The organism is Paenibacillus sp. JT31N17 (assembly GCF_056269255.1).
On sequence record NZ_JBWDNP010000006.1, the window covers coordinates 407,124 to 432,453 of the forward strand.

The window sequence follows — 25,330 nt, forward strand, 5'->3', positions numbered from 1 at the left end:
TCTTTACATTTCACCATTATACTCTCGACATAACTGCTCAAGCCACTGCTGTCCAATGCCACGGCTTTCGGTAATTAGGACCTTTCTCTACAGTGGGTAATTTTGTAAAACATTGTTGAGATGTATCAGCCGACGACAGGGACTACTCTCAGGTAACTCTAGCTAATTTTAATATATTGCATCCAAGAACACATGTTCCTATGAACGGCATTTCCATTTCCAAAAAAAAATACGACTGAAATTATCACAGTCGCATTCAGGGATCCTTTTTCTTTCAATTTTTAGGCTTTTAAAATTCACATGCTATACGACCATCATCGCTTCGCCTTATAAAACTCATGATACAGCTTCATCAGCGCCCGCTTCTCGATCCGTGACACATAACTGCGCGAGATGCCAAGCTCCTTGGCGATTTCACGCTGCGTCCGCTCTTCCCCGCCGGCGATTAGTCCGAAGCGGCCAACCACTACTTCCTTCTCCCGGTCATCGAGGATATCGAGATTTTTATAAATCTTGCTCTTCTCAATTTTTAACTGCACCCGGTCTGCGACATCATCGGCTTCGGTGCCAAGAATGTCGATCAGTGTAATTTCATTGCCCTCTTTGTCCGTCCCGATGGGATCATGCAGGGACACATCCTTGCGGGTCTTCTTCAGGGAACGCAGATGCATAAGTATTTCATTCTCAATACAACGGGCGGCGAACGTCGCAAGCTTCGTGCCCTTGCCGGTCTGGAAGCTCTCGATCGCTTTGATCAGACCAATCGTGCCGATGGAAATCAGATCTTCCAGATCCTCGCCGGTGTTGTCGAATTTCTTGACGATATGCGCCACCAGCCGCAGGTTATGCTCAATGAGCAGGTTTCGGGAATGCTGATTGCCCTCTGCAAAAAGCCGCAGATGCTTGATCTCCTCTTCTTCTTGAAGCGGTTGCGGAAAAGCGTTGTTTTTCACATAGGAAACGAGCAGCGTTAATTGTTTAATGAACAGTGCGATAGCAGCAAACAAACCAGGCATTGAGCGGGCCACCCCCAAGGTTGAATTGCCGGCTGCGGACTGTCGTCCCCCACATCCGGTGAACACTGAAGTCTGTTCTACAGTGTATGTAGGCGGCGGCCCATCCGTGCCTGTACGGGGTTTCAAGGACTAAATTCTGTTAAATCATTCAAAAAAATCATGCCGCATTTCAATCAGCCCGGCTCGTTTTTGGCACCGCAGCCATTTCAATTGCCAGCACTTCAGGCTTCATATCTGTTTTTCACTTCCACCAAGTCAAATGATTGGATGGCGAAACTCTCAGACGGCAGTCACTGACACGATTTGACCTTATGCACCGAAATAAGCTGCTGCCAGCCACATAAGCAGCTCTGCCGGCATGCAAAAAAAGGCTGCCGGAACTATTTCCGGCAGCCTTTCTCTCAAGCAGCAGCTATATTTAAATGGAGAATTTCACCCCGGTCAGATCCTCGCTCAAATCCCACAATTTCTCGGCCGATTCCGAATTCATAGCCCAAGGGTATACACCCGGCTTCCCGAAGAGACTGCCGTCTGCCGGGATAGCCTCGGCGATCTCGACATTCTCGCAATAAACGCCGCCCTTGTTGTCCAATTGCTTGTTGGCAGCACACCAGACGATGGTGGCCGCCCCTTCCGGAATGGTCTTTAATTCATCGTTGGTTTCCTTGAAGCCCCGCTCGCCCTGCTCATCAATCGCGCCCATGGCGCGCAGTTCATCATCGGTTAGATGGCGAGCCAGATCAGTCAGGATGCTTCCCGGATGGACGGAGAAGGCACGGACGCCATAAGCCTTGCCCTTTTTATCCAGTTCAACAGCAAATAATGCGTTAGCCGTCTTGGATTGACCATAGGCCATCCATTTATCATATTCCCGATGCTCGTAATTCGGATCGTTGAAATCAACTTCGGCGAATTGATGCCCCCTCGAGGAGACAGACACGACCCTTGCGCCTTCCGCTTGTTTCAAGGCTGGCCAGAGGCGCGCCGCAAGCTGAAAATGGCCCAGGTGATTCGTCGCAAATTGGGATTCATAGCCGCGTCCGTCACGCGCTAACGGAGTCGCCATAATACCGGCGGAATGAACAAGGATGTGCAGTGGGCGGCCCGATTCAAGAAAACGCTGGGCGAAAGCGTCGATAGAGGCCGGATTCATCAGATCCAATATCCCGATCTCCACCCCTGGAATGCCCGCTACGGATGCTTCAGCCTTGTCCAGTGTGCGTGCCGGCACAATAACAGTTGCTCCCGCTTCGGCAAGAACACGCGTTGTTTCAAGTCCAAGACCTGAATATCCGCCGGTCACAATTGCAATTTTTCCGCTCAGATTCTGTCCGCCCAGAGCCTCGCGGGCAGTCGTCCTTGGGCCGAATCCGGAATTAATGGGGGCTTGTTTGGTTATTTCATTATTATGAGTCTGCATCGTTAATCTCCCTTATAGAGCCGTTATTATTTATATATCTTCAGTTCGCTTGCCTGTCTTTAACGCCTGAAAGTTATCCAGCTTATATTTCAAAATATCCAACGTAGTCTGCATGTCCGCGAGCTGAGATTCAATATGCTGCTTATGTGCATCAAGAATGCTGTAGCATTCCTCATAATCTTTTTCTTTTGACCGTGTCACATACTCCAGAATCTTCTTCAGCGACATGTCTGTTCTTTTGAGATGAGTTATGAAAAGTACGCGGTCCAAGTCGATTTTGACATATTCTCTTTGTCCGTTTGCCCTTCGCTTGGGTGCTGGCAGCAGCCCGATTTTCTCGTAATACCGGATTGTGTCCTGGCTCAATCCCGTCCTCTTAGAAAACTCTGCAATGGCGAAGGTTTCCTCCACTTTCCAATCCTCCTTTCTGCTGTTCGTGATCTGATAAAAGGCATAACTCCTTCATGATACAATCTGGAGTTCACTCCAAGTCAAGTGGATAATTCAACCATATGCCTGAACCGTTCCAGCATCAGGAATAGGACAGACCTGCCGGTTAGTTTCCCCGCAAGGTTCTGGATTATTCATCCAGCCCCTTCGCCAAACCAGTGGTTGCAGCCTGGTATCCCAAGTCGAGATGTGACATCGGAATGATGGAACGCATTCTCTGCTGCACCCTCCACAATATGCTTCGCCGCCAATACCTTCAGCGTCCGGCAAGCCCAATGGCATCCGCTGTATGCGCCTTCTTTGGGCATAAGAGAACTTATAATTGCTAGACTGCACGCCGCAAAATTGACCGTTTCAGACAGAATTGCTGCTTCCTTCATTCTGAAAGGATAAAAAAACAGGAGCGCGGAATCTGCTGTCAGATTCCGTACTCCCGCTTCATTGGCCGGTTGGCGGAGATGGCTTATGAATATTCCCTTTTCCCTTTTGCCTTTTATCCTTTACCCTTTTGTCGCCCCCGACGAGATCCCCTTCACAAAATACTGCTGCAGGAAGACAAAAACGACGATGAGCGGTAAAATCGCGCAGACCGTTCCGGCGAACACGATATCCCAGCGCGATGCGAACTGGTCGACGAAGGAGAAAATCTCCACATTGATCGTCTTGGCGCCGTTACCCGGAAGTATTAGCAGCGGAAGCAGGAAATCATTCCATATGCCAATGCCGTTGAGTACGATCAATGTGGCTGTACAGGGCGCGAGCAGCGGGAAAACGATGCGCCAGAAAATCCCCATCCGGCTTGCTCCGTCGATTTGCGCCGCTTCCTCGATTTCCCTGGGCACCCCTTTCAGAAAACTCGTATAAAGCAGAATGCCGAAGCTGATGGAACCCGCGACATAGATGATGATCGGGCTTGACAAGTAACCGTAAAGCCCCAGCCAGTTCATTTCCCGGAACAGCGGCACCATGTAGATCTGGAACGGGATCATGAGGCCCATAAGGAAATATAAATATAGCAGACTGCTCAGCCTGGATTCCTTGCGCTCCAGTGCGTAAGCTGCCATCGGGATCACGAGAATCATACCGATGATCGAGGTGATGGTCAGGTATGTGGTATTGAAGATCGCCTGTACGAATTTCGTTTCCTGGAATAAGAAACGGAAGTTGTCCAGATAGAGACTGGTCGGCAGCTTCATGGAATCGTTCAGAATTTGCCCGTTCGTTTTGAAGGCGGAGATAAAGCTGAAATAGAGCGGAAACAGGAAGATCACCGACAGGACAACAAGAATGAGCGTTTGCAGGACTTCCCCTGCACGTTTGCGGTTTGCCAACTTAGAGCTGCACCTCCCGTTTGCGCAGAATGAAGGTTTGGATGGCGGTGGTGATCAGAATCAGCGCAAACAAACCAATGGCGAGCGCCGTTCCAAATCCCTGCCGTCCTTCGGCGAATGCGACCTTGTATATAATGTAAGTCATCGTTTCCGATGTAAAGCCGGGTCCTCCGTCCGTCATGACCGCGATTTGGTCAAATACTTTGAGACCGTTAATGAGCGCAAGCGTCATGCAGACGGTTACGGCACCCGCGAGCAGCGGAAAGGTGACATGGCGGAACTGCTGCCATCTGTTTGCTCCGTCAATACGCGACGCTTCTCCCAAATCCTGCGGCACGCCCTGCAGAGCGGCCAGATAAATGATCATATAATAACCGGCACCCTTCCATACGGTGGCGACAATAATCGAAATCATCGTGTAGCGCTGATCGCCGAGCCAATCGATTGCCCATGATTCTAGCCCGAGCTTCGTCAGAATCTGGTTGATAGCACCGAAGTTGAAATTATAAAGGATGGTCCAAATAAAGCCCATCACGATCCCGCTGATCAGCACAGGCAAATAAAATACGCTGCGAAAGAAATTTTTGAACCACCGCACCTGATCGACCAGAACGGCCAGGACAAGCGCGACGATATTCTCCAGAATCATCAGGCTTACAGTCAGAATTATCGTATTTTTAAATGCATTATGAACCCTGTCGCTATCGATCATTTCCTTATAATTCGCAGCGCCGATAAAATTCATCGTTGCCGGATTGACGCCGTCAAAATTCGTAAAGCTGTAATAGATGCTGCTGATGGCCGGTGCGACGATAAATCCGGTGAACAGCAGGAAGGCCGGCAGCAGAAACAGGTAATAATGAAGGTCGAAGCGGGCTTTCCTATTGCTCTTCACGGCTGGTTGCCCCCTCGGTAATCGCTTTTGTTTGCAGTCTGTTTTCCCATCGCACTATTCTCCCCTGAATCAAGCCCCTCCTCTTCCAAATAAAGAAGGGGCCTTAATGAATCCGGTTCTTTTTTTAGGTTTGATTTTTCGCTTTTACTTCTTTATCCCACTCTTCGTCCGCCATTTTCATCGCGTCCTCCACGGACGGCTTGCCGGTCGATACCCACTGCTGCGCGAGCTTGTAGAACCAGTCTCGGAACTGCGGCGGGATTTGGTTCTCTCCCCAGAAGCCGTTAATCGTCGCCGATTTCTTGACATTGGGGTCAGCCATAAGGTCGATGACCTTTTGCAGCTGCGGAGAGGCCTCGTAGGTTACTTTTTCTTTTGTGGACGGAATGGCGTTGGCGCTTTTCAGGTAATTGCCGTATTGCTCAGGCGAGAAGAAGAATTTTACAAATTCCGAGAAAGCAGCCGCTTTATCCGGGTCCTTCGCCGCTTCCGCCGACAGCGACAAGCCTTGCGGCGACAACAAGCCGTTCACGACGAGGTTCCCTTCGCGGTCAGGCAGCGGGAAGAAGTCGAATTCGAAGCTCGGATCCGCTTCCGCAATGGTAGGGAACATCCAGGGTCCGGAGTACAGCATGGCCGCTTTACCGGATGTGAGCAGAGAAGCCGTCTGGTTGTCGGCGGTGCTGAGCCAGCCTTTATCCACAAAGCCTTTATCGAACAGCTCCGTGAAATCCTTCATGGCGCTGACAACATTGGCGTCCGTGAAGGACACCTTGCCCGCAGAACGCTGAGCGTTCCAGTCCGGGTTCTGGATAAACACTTGATCCATCAGGTATTTATTGACCCAGAATCCCATATGCCAGACATCCTTGCCGCCGATGACGATTGGCGATACGCCCAGATCCTTGATTTTCTGAGTGTCGGCCAGGAATTCATCATACGTCTTCGGCTCTGCTGTAATGCCAGCCTTCTCGAACAAGGCTTTGCTGTAGATAATGCCGTTCGGAGCTACGCTGGTGAATGGAAGCACGTAATATTTGTCATTCACCTTCGGGGCATTATCAATCAGCTCCACCAGGTCGCTTGGCAGCTCAGCCAGCTTGCCGGCGTCCGCATAGATTTGCGTATCGCGCATCTCCAGAAAATCCGGAAATTCGCCGACGGCGTCCTTGGTCTTCAGAAAGTCGGCATAAGGGCCAGAGCCGGAGGGCTCCTGATTGATGGTGATGTTTGGATGCGTTTTTGTAAATGCGTCCACCGCATCGGAAATCGCCTGTTTCGTAGCAGGGTCGCCTCCGGCGTATACGAAATTCATCGTCACTTTCTTATCGGCCTGCTCATTTCCCGCAGCGGGCTGATTCGCGTTTGACGCCTCATTGCCGGAAGTGCCGCCATTGTTCCCGCTGCTTCCGCAAGCGCTCAGGATCAGCGAACAGCTGGCCACAACGGCCAGAAGCGTGCAGGTGAATTTTTTTCTCATTTCTTTAAAAGCCTCCCTTTTATCACATATGCAAGGAATCATGCGGTTTGCCGATGCGCACTGTCGGCAAGGACATCCTTGTTGCCTCTTAAAAGTACCACACACGCCAATGCGCTTAAATGCGGTTTTTCGAGAGCGATATGCAGGTTTTTTTGGAACATTCATTGGCAGACTGAAGCGAACATGCCAAAAACCCCCTCAGACGAGGGGGCCGCAGCAAATTGCCGGCTGTTATGCAGTTTCATAACGCGCGCCTTTTCCGGGCGTTCGTCTCTGCTGCGCATGGCGGGGGCCGTTTAAGCATGCGCAGCAGTCGAATAGCGTTACCGGTACTCGTTCGGCAGCTTGCCGTAATGCTTTTTGAACATATCGCTGAACTGCCTGGCATTGTTGTAGCCGACGCGCTCCGCAACCTCATAAACCATACTGTCGGTTTGAAGAAGCATGCGGAGCGCATGCTGCATCCGGATTTCCGTCACATACTGCTTGAAATTCTGGCCGGTATGCTTCTTGAAAAAGCTGCTGAAATAGGATGCGTTCATATATACAAGCGCCGCCATCCTCTCCAGGTTAATCTCCTCGGCGTAATGCGTGGCAATATATTCCCTCACCTGCTTCAGCTGCGCCGCCTCCTTGCCGACGGACCGGCCGGAATGGGTTTCCTGAAGACGTTTGAGCTCCAGCCGCACGAAGTTGCCGAGCTCATCCAGCGTCTCGAAGCCTCGCAGCTTTGGGGCAAGCACGCTTTCATCCCTTGCCTCGGAGATTTTGCCCAGACGAAACGCTTCCCGGTAGCATGAAATCAGAGTCGTCAATCCAAGCTGCACCGCATATTCCCGGTTGCCCCAGGAGAAGGAGCGGACCGCCTGCAGCCAGCCTGCGAGCAGCAGCTCCCTATCCTCCGCCCGGTCGGCTCCCATCGCCTTGACGAGCTCGGACTCGAGCTCCTCCGGAGAGCGCATCGCCCGCGGAGGCGCCACAGGCAGCGCGGCATCGGCAAACACGCGGTTGCCGCCGACGAAAAACTGGAATGCGGCCGCGTCTTCCGCCCGCTTATAGGTATCTCCGAGCCGGTCCAGGGAATCCGGCCCCGCAGTGCCTACGGCAGCATGGACTTTCAGGAAGCGGTTCAATCTGTCCAGCATACGCCGAGCCGCCGTCACTGTCTCCTGAGGGCTGAACGCGACAATCGCATAGACCCATTCCCGTTTCGGCACTACCCAGCCTGCGCCGATTTCCCGGACCGTATCCTCCATTACATTCTGCGCTGCGAACTGCAGCAGCTTCCATTCTCCTTCGGCCCAGCGGCCCGATGTCTCGGGGCTTTCGTCCGGTTTTACGAGGATGACCGAGATGCATTTCCCGGGATGCTTCCCGGCGAGTTCCCGGGCTGTTACAGCCAGATCGCCGAGCCGCTCCCGATCGGTCAGCCGTTCGAACAATTCACCGATGCGCTGCTGCTGCTGCTGCTTCTCAAACACCTGCAGCCGGCTCTGCGCCGTTACCTGTACGGTAGACTCGCGAATGAGCGCCGCCGTACGCATCACGACCTCCTCAAGCTTGGCTCTGTCGACCGGTTTAACCAGATAATCGACGGCGCCGTACGATACAGCATCCTTGGCATACGAGAATTCCTGATAAGCGCTGACGAAGATAACCTTGGTCGACAGTCCGCGGGACTGGATTTCCTTCAGTACGTCAATGCCGGTCATGCCCGGCATCGATATATCCGCAATAACAAGACTGGGCAGACTCCGTTCGATCGAGCTCAGCAGCTCCTTGCCGTTGTAAGCCTCCCCGATGATTGTAAAGCCGAACGATTCCCAGTCAATCAGCTTGGCCAGTCCGCGGATAATGTACGGCTCGTCATCAGCCAGCAGAACGTTTAGCATGGTCGGTCTCCTCCTTCACAAGCGGTATGCTGAAGCGGACGGATGTGCCTACATAGGGAATGCTGTTGAACGCAAGGCCATAAGCGTGGCCAAACAGGGAAGAGAGACGGTCATGAACGTTTTTGAGTCCCACATGAAGCCGTTCGCTGTCCATGGGCAAGCCCTTCAGATAGTCCGACAACTGATGCAGCTTGCTCTCCTCCATTCCTATACCGTCGTCAATGACGGTTACCGTGAGGCTATTCCGGTCCGTTCGCACAATATTCACGCGGATCTTCCCCCATCCGCCATTTGGCAGGATGCCATGCTGCACCGCGTTTTCGATCAGAGGCTGAATGGACAGCTTCAGCATCGGCGAGCTTAAAGGAATATCTTCATCCATGTTAATTTCAAGCTGAATCGTGTCGTCGAAGCGGATCCGGATAAGACGGAAATAATTCTGGACATGATCCATCTCCTGCGCTAGCGTCACCAGATCCTCTCCGTAATCGAGGACATACTTGAGCTGATTGGAGAGGGAATGGATCATATCGGCCACTCTCATATTGTCGCTCGTCACTGCGCACATCCGGATCACTTCCAGCGTGTTGTATAAATAATGGGGCCGGATCTGGCTTTTCAGCGCATTCAGCTCCGACTGCCTGTTGCGGATTTCCGCCAGATACGCCTCTTTGATAAACTGTTCGAGCTGTTTGGCCATCCGGTTGAAGCCATGGGCGAGCTGGCCGATTTCATCCTCCGACTTGACCGGCACCTGAATATTCAAATTCCCCGACTCCATCTTGGTCATCTGACGGATAACGTTGAGAATCGGCTTGGTGAACCGCCGCGAGAAAACGATTGCAAGAGCCACAAGCAGAACAATGCAGCCGCCCAGGGCGAAGACGAGCGCATCCTGGAATTGAGACAACCGGTTGTTCATCTCCTGCTTGGAGAAGCGCCCCTTAAGCATCAGGCCGATGCTGGAGATGGGCTGATCGTAGGCGATCGTCATAGCGGGATCACCTTCCTCCGCCTGCGGATCGGCGGGCCTGCCGATATCCTGGCCGTGATTTTCGTATACGACGGTGCCGTTCGACGTTTCGATCCGGATGATATCCTCGTCATTCAAATTGATATCCGCAAGCAGATTGACGAACACATTCAAATCCACATCGAAATACAGCGTGCCGAGCACATGCGGATGGCCTTCCAGCGTTGTGCTCTTGTCGATCAGATTACGCGCGAACGTAACAACCTGCCGTTTGGAGCCGAAATAATACTGCTCCGGATGAGTCGAGAAGAAGCTCAGCCCTTTCAAATCGCTTTTGACTTCTTCCCCCCAATTGAGACTGCGGAATTCAGATTCCTCAAACAGCTTGGACTGCCTGCTCTGTGTATAGATCAAGTCCCTGCCTTCATCGATAAACAGGGCGTTCTGAATATACCGGTCGGAGCTGATGATCGTTTTCAGAAAATCGTCCATAACGGTGTTTCGCTGCGCATCCGCTGTTACACCTGTCGCATTCAGCACATCGTACAGCTGATTGTACCGGTCCGGGTTCGTATACATCAGCTTAGACAGGTTATCGTATTCATCGATCACCTGGTTTGAATTTTTGGACAAGTAAAGCATCATCTGCTCCAGATTGCTTGTGTTGTAACGCTCCGCCTGGGTGGAGAATGAATCCAGCAGCCAATAGCCAAGCGATGCGATCGGGATGGGCCCGACCAGAATAAAAGCGAGACTGAATTTGATAAAAATGCTGCGCCGTATCGAAAGACGCCAACCTGCATGCATCTATAGCTGCCTCCTTCCCCCCGGTAATCAATAAGAAAACGATATCATTCTCAAAATTTTTCTATAGTGTACCAGAGTTATCGGGGTTTCGGCTATATGTCCGGAAACGGTTGCCGAACTGGCAGTGGAAAGAGTGGCAGTATCCGGCCCATGCATATGCTCAAGAAGAAACCGGTATTTTCGTCCTTTGGAGGTGCAGCAACCCTCCTGTCGATTACATATAATATAATTATTGTTAAATATTAATTTTTTCTGCATTTTAAAATAAAATCCCGCCAATCAGCGCGATCAGCGGGACAGGAATTGCGAATAAGGTCTTTCCGTTTCATCAGGAGCGGATAATCCGTTTCTCCCTGGCAGCCGCAAGCCAGCTTGGAAATTCATTCAAAAGCTGCTCATACAGCATCTCGTCAGATATCGCAGCGATATCGTCCAAATGGAAGAAGCTCGCGTTGTCCACGACTCTCCCTTCCATTGTATCGAGCTGCTTCAGCACCTCAAAGTCCGATTGGCCGATGCCGACGAACTGCCAGAAAATCGGCTGCACCGAAGCTGCGGTAATGACTTTCCTGGTGGGCCTCACAACACCGCCATCGTTAATGAATATGATGAATACGGGGGTCCCGTCATCCTCTTCCACCGTATATTTGCGTATGACATCCTCCATAACCGGCGGCTCATTATTGCGGCCGAACTTATGGATGGCCGTATTCTCCAGAATATGTTTTTGCACATAATCGCCAAAATCACTTTCCGTCACCGAAGGCAAGCGGCTAAAATGCGTATCATAAACCCAAACATCAAGCGCTGCATTATCATCAAATTTGCAGGCAACCGCCAAGATGCGCTCAACCACTTCCTGCACGGTTCCATTTTTATATAAAGCCTGCATGGAGCCCGTGATGTCGAGCACAATTCCCACTCTGGCCACGACATGAACCAGCTTCTTCTTCTCCAGAATGATCTGAACCTGCTTTTTTCGGAGATCAATCGGCTTCATTACCGCCTCTTCTGCCGCAGCAGCAGCCTCGGAGACTGCAGGCTCGATTTCAAGGCCGAAATTCGTACATAACGCTGCAAGTCCCCCGTAGAATCCGCTACCAATGGCATTAAACTTCCATTCCCCGTTGTTCCGGTACAATTCCCCGACGACAACAGCCGTTTCCCTGGTATACTCAGCGCCGTAATCAAACCGCAGCAGCTCTTCACCCGTGCTTTCATCCACGAGCCGGACATACAAGCCCGATACCTCCTGCATAAAATGGCTCTGCCGCTCACCCTCATGAATCGTGACGGTAAACGCAATTTTCGCTGTTTGCGCCGTGATGCGGGCCAGAGATAGGGTAATGGATTCCTTGTCTGCCGCATCCATCGCTGCATGCGAAACAGCTCCGTTCCCGGCAGCCGGATTGCCGTAAAAGATGAAATCCTCATCCCTCTCGCAGCGGCTGCGGTCCGAGAGCAGAAAAGCGGCAGCATCTATGCTCATTGATGCTTGCCTTGTTGACCAGCCGAAACGCAGGCTGATTGCGGCAAGCTCCCGTCCCTTTGTAACGTCTGCCTTTTGTCCCTTCGATAACAGCATGCTGCCAGCCCCTTCCTGAATACGATAATTGCACTTTGAGAAACGCTGTCCAATCCTGTATGATTAAGGAAAATCTGCTCTTATTATAGCTGATTTTGGCGTGCGAATATATGCAGATGCTGTCGCCCGGCAGCTGGCTTTGTTTCGGATACAGCCTTTTTTATTTGGGCAAACGATGATATGATTTTAACTAACTATTGACTACTTGTTCGAATGCAGGAGGAGACACGGATGGAGTTTATCAGTACAAGAGGAAATGTGGGCAAAATAGGGTTTATCGATGCGTTTATGATGGGGCTCGGCGATGACGGCGGCCTTCTGGTGCCGCATGAAATACCGGTCGTATCGGCGGAAACACTGAAGAAGTGGCAGGAGCTCAGCTATCAGGAGCTGGTGCTGGAAATATTCGCGCTTTACACGAACGGGGAGATTCCCGGGCAGGACTTGAAGGAGCTCGTCCATGCCAGCTATGAGACATTCCGTGATCCGGAAGTAACGCCGGTACGCAAGCTTAAGGATGATTTGTACCTGCTGGAGCTGTTCCACGGTCCGACCTTTGCTTTCAAGGATATCGCCCTGCAGTTCATGGGCCAACTATACACGTATGTTGCAGCGAAGCAGAACAAGAAGATTCACATTCTTGGCGCAACCTCAGGCGATACCGGAGCGTCAGCTATCGAAGGCGTGAAGGGCAAGGAAGGAATCAAAATTTGCATTCTCCATCCGCACGGCAAAGTCAGCAAAGTGCAGGAATTGCAAATGACGACGGTATTGGATGACAATGTGCTGAATTTGTCGGTCGACGGCAATTTCGACGACTGCCAGCGGATGATCAAGGAGTTGTTCGCCGATCTGGACTTCAAGGCCGCCCATCACCTTGCTGCGATCAATTCGATTAATTTCGTGCGGATCATGGCGCAGACCGTCTACTACTTCTACGCTTACTTCCAGGTAGCGAAGCAGACGGGCGCGAAGCAGGTCAGCTTCAGCGTTCCAACCGGCAACTTCGGCGATATCTTTGCTGGATATTTGGCGAAACGGATGGGCCTGCCGGTAGGCAAGCTGATTCTGGCGACGAACGAAAATAATATCCTGGAGCGGTTCGTGCTGGAGGGCGTGTACAAACCGGGAGATTTCCGGGCGACGTACAGCCCGTCGATGGATATCCAGGTCGCAAGCAACTTTGAGCGCTACCTGTATTATGTGCTTGACCAAGATGCGGCGCAAATCCGCCGGCTGATGGATCAGTTCAAGACGGATGGCGAAATCGTCATCACCGGCGAAGCGCTCGCCAAGGTACAGGCGGAATTCGGCGCGCATGGCGTACAGGGTCAGGAATGCCTGAATACGATCAAGCAGTATAAAGAGGCTGCCGGTTATCTGCTCGATCCTCATTCCGCCTGCGGCGTTGCGGCAGCGGACAAATATAACGGGGAACCGGACCAAATCATCATTTCGCTGGCAACCGCACATCCGGCGAAATTTAATGAAGCCATTGAACTGACCGGGATCGAGCAGCAGTTCCCGGAGCAGATCGCGGCACTCTTCGAGAAGCCGCAGCGTCAGACCCGTGTAGACGGCTCGCTGCAAGCGGTTGTCCGCGAGCTGGAAGCTTTCTATACAGGCTGATAAAGAAGCGGATGAAGCCGTCCTCTGTCGGCAGAGCATAATGACATTCTAATGGACCTGAAAGGGGCTGCGGCAGAAGGGAATTCCTTCTGCCGCAGCCCCTTTATTCTGGATAACCGGATTTTGTAATAGATTAGTCAGGGTTTTGGTTCCTTGCCGTAACGGATGAATACATAGACGCCAACCAGAATGAACAGGCCGGCAATCACCTGGAGAGGCGTCAGAAATTCATCAAGCAGCAGCCAGGCCAGAATGGAGGCTCCAACCGGCTCCCCCAGAACCGCCATCGATACGGCAGCCGCGTTCATATACTTCAGCAGCCAGTTGAACAAATAATGGCCGAACAGCGTCGGAACCAGGGCCATCAGCAGAAAAAGTCCCCACTCCTTTTGCGGGTACCCCCAGAATGGAAAATGATGAAATCCGTTATAGACGGCAAGCGAGCTGGCCGCGAATGCAAATACCCAGAAATTGTAAACATATGCGCTGATATGTTCCCGCAGGACCTTGCCCAAGAGCATATGAATGGAGACTGCAAGGACGCTGAGGAAGGAAAGAAGATCTCCATACAGGGCTGATCCGGATAAACGAAAATCGCCGACGCTTATGGCGAATGAACCGACAAGAGCGATCCCCATGCCGATCAGCATCACCCGGTTCGCACGTACCCGAAAAAAATAAAAGGCTCCCAGCATCACCACAATGGGCTCGAGTGTCAGGAAAATCGTGGAACTGGCAACGGTCGTATATTGGAGAGATCCCATCCACCATAAAAAGTGCAGCCCCAGCGCAGCCCCCGATACCAGAAGCAGACCCCACTGCCGGAGAGTCAGCCGGGCAATTTCCCCTCGATATTTCCAAATTAATGGAAGAAGAATCAGGTTCGTCAGAAACAGCCGATACATCGCTATGACAGACGCCTCTGCCTGCGACCATTTAATAAAAATAGCGGAGAAAGAAATGGCAACAATACCTAGTACATAAAGAAAATCAACTGCATATGCGTTTTTCCTCAAGGGGTTCAATTTCAAATTCCTTTCTCTAAAACCTGTAAATAGACTGGCATAACAAACCACAAACCTATTAATTCGCTAAAAGAGATGTGAAACCCTTGTTTTAAAAATAACTTAAACAGCGTTAAAGCGACTGGCGCCGGCCAGCCGCTTTAACGCTGTTTCTGTCATGCACTACTTGATTGTAATCGCCGTAATGCTTCCGTTGGTTTTAAAGTCGTCCGTATAGGATATCGTGGCTGTCGCCGTGACTGTGCCGCCCGGTCCCTTGACGGTAATGACAGGTTTTGAAGAATAACCCGCTCCCGCATTCGTGATCTTCACGCCTGTCACCACTCCATTGGTAATGATTGCGGTGGCTGCGGCCTCCGTTCTTGTCCAGACTTCGCCTTTGCTGCCGTTATAGCGGTAGTAGTTGGACACCTCGTCCAGACGCTCATTGGTGATTCCATAGGAGCCAAGAACCTTAAGGAGAGCCGCTTTGTTTTGCCGGGCTTCTTCAGCAGTTGGTCCGCCGCTGCCCGCCGCTGCCGGCGTCACTCCGCTGAAGGCTTCCCGGAAAACTTCAGCGGGCACGCCAAGCGCCGCCGCTATGAGCACAACCGGTCTGCCATGATCCACAGGATCAGTGTCAAAACCGCCTGAGAGGACTACGGATGTATCTCCATTTTCAGCCGTGGTTCCACTGGTTGTGCCCGCTGATGTTTCGGTGTCTGCAGCGTGTGGTGCTTTTGCGCCTCCGGCAGGCGGCGCAGATGCTTTTACGCCTTTGGCAGGTCTGGAAGGCGGACCGCCTTTTGCGTCGCATATCCTTTTATCTGCTTCATTCCCGGTGTTGACGTTCCCTGCGGGGGCCGCCTTGGCTGCAGAAACAATTATGGCGGTGCTTGAGCTGACAACCAGCAGAATACCCAGTGCAGCGATCATCTGTTTTGTCTTCATTGTATAATCTCCTCTCGAATGTTGGTTCACTATCAATTTAATACAGGCATGTGTCAGCAATAAGTCCTGATTGCAAGAAGAAACGACTGTCGCCGTCCTTTCGGCGGCGCAGTTCGTTTCTTCCCTTAGACCTTATAGACATGTACAGATGTGAAACTCATTCATGCTATAAAGCGAGAAGAAACGGCTGTCGCCGTCCTGCTTGCCGATAATTTCGTTATCTTGCTGTTCTATTCCAAAAGACGTACAAACGCCCGTTCCCGGGGTTATACTATTCGTAGAGGTGGTGAGTCATAATGACCAATAATAATAGACAGGCGCCTGAGAAGCTGTCCCGCCGTCTGGATGATGACGCCAGCCTGACATCCCCGGAAACAATGACCGATGAGAAATGGCAGGCGATCATCAACAATGACGCTTCTTATGACGGCCAATTTTTTTACGCGGTCAAGACCACGGGCATATTTTGCCGGCCCTCCTGCAAATCCAGACCGCCAAACAAAGAAAATATCGGTTTATTCCAAACCGCCGAGCAGGCGTTATCCGGGAAATTCCGACCCTGCAAAAGATGCAGGCCTACCGGACAGCGATTGCCGGATGATGAATGGATTTCGGTTGTGACCGATTATATCGACCGGAATTACACGGAAAATTTGACACTGGACGTTCTCGCAGCGGTCAGTCACGGCACTCCCTATCATCTTCACCGGACGTTCAGGAAAGTCACGGGCATGACACCGGTGGATTATATCCAGCATAAACGGATCGAGCAGGCCAAGGAACAGCTCTGTACGACGACAAAGGCCATTGCCGATATCGGTCATGGCGTCGGCTTGAGCAATACGTCTTATTTTATAACCCTGTTCAAAAAGAAAACCGGCTTCACGCCGGCAGGCTATCGTCAAACCATGAAGGAGGCTATTGGAGATGGAAAACAAAACTAAAACGGCGGTTTATTGGACACTTTTAATTCATGAGGATTGGAGCCTGCATATCGCAGCTACTTCGGAAGGGCTTTGTTTTGTGGGCTCGCAAAATCATCCCTTCGAGGAACTGTCCGATTGGGCAAAAGCCCGCATACCGGGCAGCGAGCTCATTCGCGATGATGAGAGGCTGCTGCCCTATGCGGCTGAGCTGATCGAATATCTGCAGGGGACGCGCACAAGCTTCACAGCTCCCTTTGACTTTCCGGGAACGCCATTTCAATTAGCGGTTTGGAACGCCCTTCGCAGCATTCCTTACGGACAAACCAGATCCTATTCGGATATCGCCGATCAAATCGAAAGACCCGCAGCCGTGCGTGCGGTCGGAGCCGCCATTGGCGCAAATCCCGTTCTGATTACAGTGCCCTGCCATCGAGTAATCGGCAAGGGGGGAGCTTTGACCGGCTACCGCGGAGGGCTGGACATGAAAACAAGGCTGCTGCAATTGGAGCAGGACGGCGCGCTCGCTGATGGACAAGCACGGCATGCATGACCGCCTCAGGGAACGGATAACCGGTCTGGATTGGGTCTCTCTTCACCGGTCGTTGGATGAACACGGGTACGCGAAGCTTCCTTCCATGCTGACTAAAGCGGCATGCACAGAAATCATCGGCACTTATGGGGATAACAATCTCTTCCGCAATACCATTGATATGGCCAGATACCGGTTCGGAATGGGGGAGTACAAATATTACGCCGCTCCCCTTCCGGGCCTGCTGCAGCAGCTGCGCGAAGCCCTTTATCCGGAGCTGGCAGCAGCAGCCAACCGCTGGCTTGAACAGCTGGGACATGCTGCCGCATACCCCGGTGAGCTGGCGGATTTTCTCGATCAATGCCATCGGGAGGAGCAGATGCGCTCTACCCCATTGATTCTCCGGTACGAGGCCGGGGGCTACAACTGCCTGCATCAGGATTTATACGGAAAGGTGTTCTTTCCCTTTCAGGTCGTATTCGCTCTCAACCAGCGGGAAACGGATTACACGGGCGGAGAGTTTCTGCTGGTGGAGCAGCGGCCGCGGGCGCAGAGCAGAGGACATGTCATCACGCTGGAGCAGGGAGAGGGTCTTATTTTCCCGACTAATCACCGTCCGGTTTCGGGGACGCGCGGTTATTATAAAACCACGCTGCGGCATGGCGTCAGCACGGTGGCTTCGGGAACCCGATACAGTCTGGGGATTATTTTTCACGATGCGAAATAGGGATTGTCCAGGATGCGCTGCCCCATATGGAAAAATGCAAGAAGAAATGGCTGTCGCCGTCCTTAAGCGCAGCAAGTTTCTTCCCTTAGACCTTATAGGCATGTACAGGAGTGAAACTTATACTTGCTATATGGTAAAAAAAACAACCCTCCTGCCGGCCAAAGCCGCTCTGGAGGGTTGTTCCTGTTATCTTGCTATTTCTTGTCAATCATGCGCATCAGCACGCTGACGGCTTCGGCTCTTGTCGCCGTGTCGCCAGGATTGAAGCTGCCGTTATATCCGGTAATGACGCCAAGCTCGACGGCCTTCCCAATATAGGGCTTGGACCACTGGGGAATATCCGATTCATCCGCGAACGAAGCAGCTCCCGTGCTGTCTCCGCTCTCCTGATAGGCCCTCATAAGCATGACCGTCATCTCGGTACGGTTGATGATCTGGTTCGGGCGAATAGTGCCGTCGGTGTATCCGGTCAGAATACCCGCCGTCACTGCCGCATTCAGACTCGCTTTCGCCCATGCGGGAACATCCTCATTATCCGTAAAGCCCGGACTTCCGGAAGCATCGCCCAGACCAAGCGCGCGTACGAGCATAGCGGCAAACTGCGCCCGGGTTACCTGTTCATCCGGTCTCATGCTTCCATCGCCGTAGCCTGTCAATATACCTTTGTCTACAGCAGCCTTCATCGCCTGCTCCGCCCAATGATTACGCAGATCCGGCCATACTGTGCCCGTACCGGCCGGTTTCTCCGGCACGGAAGGCCCATCTGCCGGTGCTTCGGCTTTCACCAGATGCACCGCGAATTTGCCCAATTCGGCTGCGGCTACCGAGATAACTCCGTCATGCGCTTCACCGCCGAGCTCGATCCACTTCTTCTGCGCCTCGTCATAACGGAATACCGAGGCCCTGCCTTCATCCGCATGAGTGACGTCATAAGCGAAGGTAAGTGTCAGCGGCTTGAGCAATTTTTGCGCGGTATCCTTCTTGATCAGGTAAACCGGACTCAGCGCAGGGAATGGAGCACGGTTCGTTTCGCTTGCCAGCTTCTCCAGCGTCACCTCCGTCCCCGCATTTTCCGCCGGAATGTCTACTGACAGCTCATCCGCCAGTTTTACTGTTGTCGAACCCGGTTGAGCAGCGGGCTGGTACGGAATATAACCGGAACCCGGATTCGTATCGGGATCTGTATCCGGATCCGTGTCTGGATCCGTACCCGGGTTTGTACCGGGATTGCCGGCAGCCTTCCGGTTCACGGCGATCGTGTAGGTTCTGCTTTCCTGAATGTTCGCGGCTTCCACCCGTATTCCGATAATATTGGCTCCCTGACTTAATTCGACCGGTTCGCTCGGTTGACCGCTTGGGACAACCTTGGCGGGAGCGCTGCCGGAACTGATGGAGATCACCGCACCCGGATCGAACGCATAAGGAGTGAAGCTTACCGCTCCCGTCTCGTTCTCAACGTTGACGGCATATTGAAATCCGTCCGCCGAGAATACAGGGGACAAGCTCCCGCCGGAAATTTCCAATGCGCTCAGACCGAATTTCTTGACGATATGAATCGTATAGGTCGTAGATGCCAGCCCATCCTCGGAAACAGTGCGGACGATCAGATCCATTCCGCTCTGGACCGCGAACAACCGGCTTGGCATTCCGCTTGCCACGGCGACGGCTTCTCCGTCTCCCGCCTGGACGGTAATCTTCGTGTGGAGATCAGGCGATACCGGCGTAACGCTTATTTGACCGGCTTCATTCGGAATTAACGCCGTATAGTCGATCCGCTCTGCCGAGAAAGCAGGGTCAAGCTGCCCAGAGGACAAGGTCAGTCCCGAAAGCTGCGAGCTTGTGCCTTGAGCCCGTACTGTCACAACGGCAGAAGCCGCATCTCCATTGACATTGACCGCCTTAATGCTGGCTGTTCCCGCGCTTACGGCGGTTACTTGTCCTGTCTGATCCACGGTCGCCACCGCTTCATTGTCCGACGACCAGATCACGGTCTTGTCGATGGCATTGGTCGGCTTCACGATGGCTGAGAGCATGCCGGGAGCTCCGCCAACTACGAGATCAAGCGCGGGCTGATCCAGCTCGATACCGTCAGCCGGCATTTTGTACACAATGCGCAGATAAGGTCTCAGCTCCGCATCGCTGTACTCTGAGGAACGGAACTGCATGGCTCCAACCATGCTTCCTTCGGGAGCCGTATAGTCCTTCGACTTGAGCAGGATGCCGTTATTGCCGGCCGGATTCGCGATCCAGTCGTTCACCAGTGCCGTAATCGGCAGGGAATACCATTGGTTGAGCGTGGATACGACAGTTTGTGCAGCGGCAGAGCCGTTGTCGTACGTATTCATGCCCTGTGTAATAAAATTGTTCCATGTCACTTCATTGCCGCTTGCCGGTGAGCCGTCGTTCGTGCCGGGGGCTCCTCCTGCTCCCTCAACCCATGGAGCGGTTGCCGGATGCACGTAAAGGGTTTTTGGATCTGTGACTGAGGATCCCGTACGCGTGCCGTAATAGTACAGATTCAAGGTTGCTTCCGTGACGATCGCGCCCGCTGGAACGGGCAAATTATCAAAACGGACAAGTCCGTATTTGCGGTCGGCCACGTTCTGATTATAGTAGCCTACCTCATATTTGTCCTGCGCGCCGAGGTTGTAATTAAAGTATTGGTTCCCTTGGCCCCCGACCCCTTCGGACAGCTGGGTATCGGCCGTTCCCGCATAGCCCGCATAGCCTTCCTGAACGATAATAGCGGGCTTGGCGATAGTGATTTCATAAGTTTGCTTCAACAAGCCGTCTTTCGATGTTACGGTAATTTCAATCCGGTTGTCTCCTGCAGCCAATGGAAGGGGCGCGCTCGGCGTCCCGCTTGTCACCTCTGCGGGCTCGCTTCCGTTAATCGCCACTGTAATCTTCGCCAGCTCATCCTCAGCGGACGGCGTAATGGTTATTTCATTGACTTTGTCCGGGACAGCCGCGGCGTAGCGAAGCACGGAAGGCTGGAATGACTCCGTCAGTTCACCTTGACTGAAGGACAAGCCGCCGAGATTCGCACTGTTGACTGAACTTTCCACCATAATGTCGGCCGCTGCGGTATGTCCGCCATCCGCCGTCGTCACGGTAATATGCGCGATGCCCTTGCTGATGGCCGTTACGGTTCCGTCCGCCGCGACCCGTGCCACCGCTTCGTTATCCGAGGACCAGACCACATTGCGGTTGAATGCCGTCTCCGGCAGGACATGAGCCGCGAGCGTCTGCTGCTCTCCCGCGAGCATGGCGAGCGACGCAGATGAAAGCTCAACCGACAGTGCGGGAATAACGTAGGTAATCGTCAGCTTCGGATGCCAGCTCTGCCACGCATTCTCCGAGGAGGCAAAATATTTCACAGGCTGCTCCGGAGCCGTGTCGCTGCCTTTGAGCAGCAGGCCGTTATTGCTGGTTCTGTCGCTCAGCCAGCCGGCGGCCAGCTTGCTCACATCGAATGAATACCATTCCAGATCGGTCGTTCCTACAGCCTTGGAAGCGACAGCCGCCGAATCAAACGCAGGCTTGTTGTTCCAATTGACGCCCGGCGCGTTTGCGGTGCCGTTTTCTCCCGTTCCGCTGCCTTCCTCCCATGGCGCGTTCACCTTCTGAACGGAGATCGTTTTGTCCTTCGGACCGTCCCCATTGCGCAAAAGGAACATATCCAGGCTCGCCCCGGTCACGACGGCATGCTCGGGAATCGGGGACAAATCGAACTTCAGCAGCGCTTCTTTCCCGTCATCCGCGCTGGACGAATTGTAGCCGACAACAAGCTCGCCGTGGCTGCCCGTATTGGAACCGGCCGCAGACGGCCGTTTAATGATATGCGCATCCGTTGTGCCGCTGTAGCCGTCCAGTCCCTGCTGCAGGGTAATAGTGTTCGTAGTAACCGGCGGCTGCGTTCCTCCGCCAAGCTTGCCGTCCAAATACTTCAGCAGCAGCGCGGTCGTGTCCGTCTGAATCATGTCGACTCCGCGTCCGATCAGCCACGGGAAGCCGGCGTTCGGATCGCTTAGAAAGGCATAGTCGCCATGCCGGCCGACCATACCGGGAACCGAGAAGATCGTATTGACCCAGATTCGGGCGCCCTTGTCATGCGCACTCTTCAGGAAATCCGGATCCATGATCGGATGATTATCATTGTCGAAGCTGACCTCGAATGCATGGGTTCTGAAAGATGTCGTTTCGGGATTTAAAAAATCGTTTACTGTGCTTTGCTCGGAAGTAAGCTGCATAAACAGCGGCTCGGTTGCGGAGCCTTCGAACTGTTTCATAAAGGCAGCCGTCGAAGATTTCGAACCGCTTGTTTTGTAAAGCGCATGGTCCGTCGTATCCGTACGCTCCAGAATATCCCACATGATGTCCCAGTTGGCATTTTTAATATCCAGATTAACCATGATGTTGCCCTTGGCGAGCGTCATCGCTTCCTCAAGCGTCGGCACTTGCTCGCAGGGGCTGGCTACGACGCCCTTGCTGTCCTTCAGGCAAAGCTGTTTGATCTGTGCCAGCGACAAATTACTCACGCTGCCGGTTCCGTTTGTCGTACGATTGACGCTGTCGTCGTGCATCAGCACCGGAACGCCGTCGCTCGTCGTCCGGACGTCCAATTCCACCATGTCCACGCCTTCGTTGATGGATTCCCGGAATGAATTCAGCCCGTTCTCCGGCTTGCCGTTCAACCAGTTGCCCCGGTGGGCGACAACGAGCACGCGGCCATACGGATTGAGAAATTGGCGGATGACCTCGTCTGCGCGGCCTCCTGTCAGACGCGGTCTTACCGCAATATGATATTCATGCATCGTTTCGGCAGGCTCGCCGGCCTGAACGGACTGCACCCGCACCGTAATGTCGGCGCTGGCGTCCGTCAGTACGACCGGCTTGCTGGCTGAACCGCTGGCTACAACCTGAGAGCTCCCGCCGCCGGACTCAATCGTAATAACAGCATCCGCTTCCGCCGCAACCGGCGTAATCGTAATATGACGCGCATTGAGCGGAACCTCCGCTTCATAGTCAAAAACCTTCGGCAGGAAGCCCGGATCTAGGTTCGCCCCTTTCAACGTCAATCCCGACAATATGCCGCGCGTATCAATAGCCTCCACGGATACATTTACCTCGGCCGAATACATATGGACACCGTCGGAAACTTCCGCCCGGATGACCGTGTCTCCGTCTCCGATTGGCGTGACCAGCCCGTCAGAATCGACTGTTGCGACGCTCTCGTCATCGGACAGCCATTGCAGCCCGATTGTCTCCGCGTTCAGCGGCCGGATAAAGGAAGCCACTTTCACCGGCACCTGACCGACTGTAAGCGCAAGAGCAGCGGAATCGAGCTTGATCCCCTGCAGCGGCAGCGTATAGTTTACTGCCAGCTTTGGTCTGATCGTTGCATTGCTGTTTTGTGCGGAAGCAAAGTCTTTTGTCGACGGAATGGTCGTCGCGTCGCTTGTGCTGTCCTCCGCCTTCAGCAGCATTCCGTAATTCGTCTTGCCGCCGTCCTTCCAGTCTCTCAATAAATCGGTTATTTCCCATTCATACCACGTATTGTTCGCCGAAGCGACAAGCTGGGAATCCAGAGCTTCCGCAGCGTAAGCCGGCATGGTATCCCATATGACGCCGGCCGATCCGTCTGTGCCGTCGAAGCCCGTTCCCGTGCCTTCGTCCCAATTGCCCAACGCCTCATAAAGGAACAGCGTCTTGTCAAATCTGGCGTCGGTCCGTCCGCGGGTGCCCGCTAAATTCAATTCCAGCTTCGCCTCCGTGATGCCGGCATCCGCCGGCAGTGAAGAAATATCGAACTGGAACAGGCCAAACTTCCGGTCGGCCATTAACGGGTCGTAATTCCCGACCTCCACCATATTGTGCTGGCCCGTATTCTTGGCCTTATGCTTTCCTTCGCTGAGGTGGACATCCTTCTGACCGCTGTAGCCGCCCACGCCTTGCTGAAGGACAACGGCGGATTTATTAACGGTAATCTTATAAGTCCGGCTTGATTCGCCGTCTGCCGACGTGACCTTGACGGCAATCCCGTTCACGCCGATTTCCAGGTTCAGCGGTGCGCTTGCCGAGCCGCTCGCCACAGGAGCGAAATCCTCGCCGTTCATCGATACCGCTATTGCCGCCCCGGCATCCGCAGTCGGAGTGACTGCAACCTGACCGTTCGCATCCGGCACATTTGCCGTGTAGTCGGCGGTCTCCGAATCAAATACCGGCGACAGCATGCCGTCGCTGAGCGACAGTCCCGTCAGCAGGGCATCGGCGCTCCCTTCATCGAACGCGGCGCTGGCAGACTGTGGTATGGCTGTAATAAGTAAAGACCCTAACAACAAGGCAGAGAGACTGCCGCTGAATAAACGGTTCAATACCCTGCGTAAGCTTGTTCTCATTATCGATTGCCTCCCGTGTAATGCTTGTTTAATGAACACTGCCGGACATATAAGCCTGACTCAGGCAGGAGAAGCAGATCTCCCCCGTACTCTCGAGCTCTTCCTGAATCGTTGTCAGGGAGTCCCGCCTTGATTGGCTTAAAGCTGTATAATCATCCACAACCAGATTCCCTTCGGAGATGCCGAGTATCGCTTGTTCGCGCCCGGACAATCCACCCTTCTGCTTCAGCAGCCCGGCGACTGTGCCCCGCAGCACCGGAATTTTTGCCGTTTCGTTCAGGAGCCGCTTCTGAATATCAGGCTCCAGCAGATAACTGACAATCTGCCGTACAATATGTTCCGTATCCGGATTGGACTTCAGCATGACGAATCCGCTCACCTGCGCCGGTGTGGGGCTGCTTCCCTGAATTTGCGGAAAAGGAAGCACGCCGAAGCCAAATGTGCCGCCGATGTACTGCTCAAGCATCGTCCTGCTGTCGGAGGGGGCGAGCAGCATGCCGGCCGTTCCGTCGATGAAGTCGCTTAACGCCATATGATGCTTAAGCGGCGGCATCAGCCTGTAGCTGTATACCAGATCATGCCATAAACGAAAGGCATGGCCCGCCGCATCTGCGGACTCGCTTCCGCCGGATTCAACCGCGCTGCGCAAATACCAGGGAGCATCCTGGTCCGCCACAAGTCCCCATATATCCGTCACACCGTCGTCATCCACATCCCGTGTCATCTTGAGGCCCATTTTAACCATCTCGTCCCACGTCAGGGATTTGACTCCGGAGGAGATGCCCGAGAATCCGAGCAGATTCTCGTTATAGTACAGCAGAGGGACCACCGCCCCGTAAGGCATGGCCCACAGCTGCCCGCCCACCTCGAAGGTTTCCGTGAAATCGGGGTCAATCGCCCCCTTCTCGTCCTTGGACAGTTGACCGTCAAAGGCAGCCAGCTCTCCCGTTGCGGCAAGCCCCGCAATGCCCGAAGAGCTGCTGATCTCCGCCATGTGGGGGGGCATATGCGCGGAGATCGCGGCGAGCAGCTCCTCATGCAGCTGTTCCTCCGAGCGAAATACGCGCACTTCGATATTGATCCCGGGATGACGGCTTTGAAACTCAGTCAGCAGCGCTCCGACGGGCCTGCTGTAAATCCAGGCGGTCAGCGATACGCTCGTCTGCATTTCATATTGAAGCGGACGGCTGCGGTTCTGGACCTGCAGCTCCCACAGGACGGAGGCACATATGACAAGGCAGACGATGATGACAATCATATTCCGCTGCTTTCCAAGCCTCATGTTCAACCGTCCCCTTCTTGGCAAACCTCTGT

Annotated in this window: 17 protein-coding genes and 1 pseudogene; 4 read left to right on the forward strand and 14 right to left on the reverse strand. The window is 53.3% G+C overall.

The features are described 5' to 3' along the window. Positions 1-314 precede the first annotated feature (314 nt). The 10 genes and pseudogenes from sigK to AC0YOB_RS21450 all read right to left on the reverse strand — a co-directional run. Entirely contained in the window at positions 315-1,016 is a 702-nt protein-coding gene (gene sigK / locus AC0YOB_RS21405) for an RNA polymerase sporulation sigma factor SigK (protein ID WP_475794495.1), read from the reverse strand. Between the two features lie 418 nt (positions 1,017-1,434). After that, entirely contained in the window at positions 1,435-2,436 is a 1,002-nt protein-coding gene (locus tag AC0YOB_RS21410; RefSeq protein WP_475794496.1) for an oxidoreductase, read from the reverse strand. 30 nt (positions 2,437-2,466) lie between these two features. Next, on the reverse strand, positions 2,467-2,847 hold the full coding sequence (locus AC0YOB_RS21415; protein ID WP_475794497.1) for a MerR family transcriptional regulator: 381 nt from the start codon (positions 2,845-2,847) through the stop codon (positions 2,467-2,469). Positions 2,848-3,386: 539 nt separating this feature from the next. Beyond that, a complete protein-coding gene (locus AC0YOB_RS21420) occupies positions 3,387-4,217 on the reverse strand; it encodes a carbohydrate ABC transporter permease (protein ID WP_475794498.1) in 831 nt (276 codons plus the stop codon). Between the two features lies 1 nt (position 4,218). Beyond that, entirely contained in the window at positions 4,219-5,112 is an 894-nt protein-coding gene (locus AC0YOB_RS21425; RefSeq protein WP_379114006.1) for a carbohydrate ABC transporter permease, read from the reverse strand. Between the two features lie 124 nt (positions 5,113-5,236). Then, positions 5,237-6,592 (reverse strand): ABC transporter substrate-binding protein, encoded by a 1,356-nt coding sequence (locus AC0YOB_RS21430; protein ID WP_475794499.1) that lies wholly within the window; start codon positions 6,590-6,592, stop codon positions 5,237-5,239. A 323-nt stretch (positions 6,593-6,915) separates the two neighbouring features. Beyond that, positions 6,916-8,484 (reverse strand): response regulator transcription factor, encoded by a 1,569-nt coding sequence (locus AC0YOB_RS21435; protein ID WP_475794500.1) that lies wholly within the window; start codon positions 8,482-8,484, stop codon positions 6,916-6,918. After that, a complete protein-coding gene (locus AC0YOB_RS21440; protein WP_475794501.1) occupies positions 8,462-10,264 on the reverse strand; it encodes a cache domain-containing sensor histidine kinase in 1,803 nt (600 codons plus the stop codon). Before AC0YOB_RS21440 ends, AC0YOB_RS21435 begins: the two co-directional genes overlap by 23 nt. Positions 10,265-10,592: 328 nt before the next feature. Beyond that, on the reverse strand, positions 10,593-11,264 hold the full coding sequence (locus tag AC0YOB_RS21445) for a vWA domain-containing protein (RefSeq protein WP_475794527.1): 672 nt from the start codon (positions 11,262-11,264) through the stop codon (positions 10,593-10,595). 69 nt (positions 11,265-11,333) lie between these two features. Next, positions 11,334-11,849: pseudogene (locus AC0YOB_RS21450) on the reverse strand (TerD family protein); the annotation flags it as partial. A 231-nt stretch (positions 11,850-12,080) separates the two neighbouring features. Between AC0YOB_RS21450 and thrC the strand changes: the two are divergent. Further along, positions 12,081-13,478, forward strand: coding sequence for a threonine synthase (gene thrC, locus AC0YOB_RS21455; RefSeq protein WP_210037969.1), 1,398 nt, complete (start codon positions 12,081-12,083; stop codon positions 13,476-13,478). Between the two features lie 137 nt (positions 13,479-13,615). On the opposite strand, the gene AC0YOB_RS21460 is transcribed toward thrC, so the two are convergent. Next, positions 13,616-14,503 carry a DMT family transporter gene (locus AC0YOB_RS21460; RefSeq protein WP_210038093.1) on the reverse strand — a complete coding sequence of 296 codons (888 nt, stop codon included), beginning with the start codon at positions 14,501-14,503 and terminating at the stop codon, positions 13,616-13,618. Between the two features lie 162 nt (positions 14,504-14,665). Continuing rightward, positions 14,666-15,433: a hypothetical protein gene (locus tag AC0YOB_RS21465; RefSeq protein WP_475794502.1), complete on the reverse strand. Its 768-nt coding sequence runs from the start codon at positions 15,431-15,433 to the stop codon at positions 14,666-14,668. Between the two features lie 296 nt (positions 15,434-15,729). On the opposite strand from AC0YOB_RS21465, the gene AC0YOB_RS21470 reads away from it, so the two are divergent. The 3 genes from AC0YOB_RS21470 to AC0YOB_RS21480 are packed head-to-tail and all read left to right on the forward strand — an operon-like array spanning position 15,730 to position 17,615. Further along, on the forward strand, positions 15,730-16,377 hold the full coding sequence (locus AC0YOB_RS21470; protein WP_475794503.1) for a bifunctional transcriptional activator/DNA repair enzyme AdaA: 648 nt from the start codon (positions 15,730-15,732) through the stop codon (positions 16,375-16,377). Next, complete coding sequence (locus AC0YOB_RS21475; protein WP_475794504.1) at positions 16,361-16,909, forward strand: methylated-DNA--[protein]-cysteine S-methyltransferase; 549 nt, start codon at positions 16,361-16,363, stop codon at positions 16,907-16,909. Before AC0YOB_RS21470 ends, AC0YOB_RS21475 begins: the two co-directional genes overlap by 17 nt. Continuing rightward, positions 16,902-17,615, forward strand: a complete 714-nt coding sequence (locus AC0YOB_RS21480) for a 2OG-Fe(II) oxygenase (RefSeq protein ID WP_475794528.1) — start codon at positions 16,902-16,904, stop codon at positions 17,613-17,615. The genes AC0YOB_RS21475 and AC0YOB_RS21480 overlap by 8 nt, the downstream gene beginning before the upstream one ends. Before the next feature lie 194 nt (positions 17,616-17,809). Here AC0YOB_RS21480 and AC0YOB_RS21485 read toward each other — a convergent pair whose 3' ends face one another. Both AC0YOB_RS21485 and AC0YOB_RS21490 read right to left on the reverse strand, forming a co-directional pair. Then, on the reverse strand, positions 17,810-24,016 hold the full coding sequence (locus tag AC0YOB_RS21485) for a DNRLRE domain-containing protein (protein ID WP_475794505.1): 6,207 nt from the start codon (positions 24,014-24,016) through the stop codon (positions 17,810-17,812). A 28-nt stretch (positions 24,017-24,044) separates the two neighbouring features. Continuing rightward, positions 24,045-25,298 carry an extracellular solute-binding protein gene (locus tag AC0YOB_RS21490; RefSeq protein WP_475794506.1) on the reverse strand — a complete coding sequence of 418 codons (1,254 nt, stop codon included), beginning with the start codon at positions 25,296-25,298 and terminating at the stop codon, positions 24,045-24,047. Positions 25,299-25,330 lie beyond the last annotated feature (32 nt).

What these genes read in the sequence shown, in the direction of transcription:
- sigK (WP_475794495.1), bottom strand. Translation starts at nt 1,016, where the DNA reads ATGCCTGGTTTGTTTGCTGCTATCGCACTGTTCATTAAACAATTAACG.
- AC0YOB_RS21410 (WP_475794496.1), bottom strand. Translation starts at nt 2,436, where the DNA reads ATGCAGACTCATAATAATGAAATAACCAAACAAGCCCCCATTAATTCC.
- AC0YOB_RS21430 (WP_475794499.1), bottom strand. Translation starts at nt 6,592, where the DNA reads ATGAGAAAAAAATTCACCTGCACGCTTCTGGCCGTTGTGGCCAGCTGT.
- AC0YOB_RS21435 (WP_475794500.1), bottom strand. Translation starts at nt 8,484, where the DNA reads ATGCTAAACGTTCTGCTGGCTGATGACGAGCCGTACATTATCCGCGGA.
- AC0YOB_RS21440 (WP_475794501.1), bottom strand. Translation starts at nt 10,264, where the DNA reads ATGCATGCAGGTTGGCGTCTTTCGATACGGCGCAGCATTTTTATCAAA.
- AC0YOB_RS21445 (WP_475794527.1), bottom strand. Translation starts at nt 11,264, where the DNA reads ATGAAGCCGATTGATCTCCGAAAAAAGCAGGTTCAGATCATTCTGGAG.
- thrC (WP_210037969.1), top strand. Translation starts at nt 12,081, where the DNA reads ATGGAGTTTATCAGTACAAGAGGAAATGTGGGCAAAATAGGGTTTATC.
- AC0YOB_RS21465 (WP_475794502.1), bottom strand. Translation starts at nt 15,433, where the DNA reads ATGAAGACAAAACAGATGATCGCTGCACTGGGTATTCTGCTGGTTGTC.
- AC0YOB_RS21470 (WP_475794503.1), top strand. Translation starts at nt 15,730, where the DNA reads ATGACCAATAATAATAGACAGGCGCCTGAGAAGCTGTCCCGCCGTCTG.
- AC0YOB_RS21475 (WP_475794504.1), top strand. Translation starts at nt 16,361, where the DNA reads ATGGAAAACAAAACTAAAACGGCGGTTTATTGGACACTTTTAATTCAT.
- AC0YOB_RS21480 (WP_475794528.1), top strand. Translation starts at nt 16,902, where the DNA reads ATGCATGACCGCCTCAGGGAACGGATAACCGGTCTGGATTGGGTCTCT.
- AC0YOB_RS21485 (WP_475794505.1), bottom strand. Translation starts at nt 24,016, where the DNA reads ATGAGAACAAGCTTACGCAGGGTATTGAACCGTTTATTCAGCGGCAGT.
- AC0YOB_RS21490 (WP_475794506.1), bottom strand. Translation starts at nt 25,298, where the DNA reads ATGAGGCTTGGAAAGCAGCGGAATATGATTGTCATCATCGTCTGCCTT.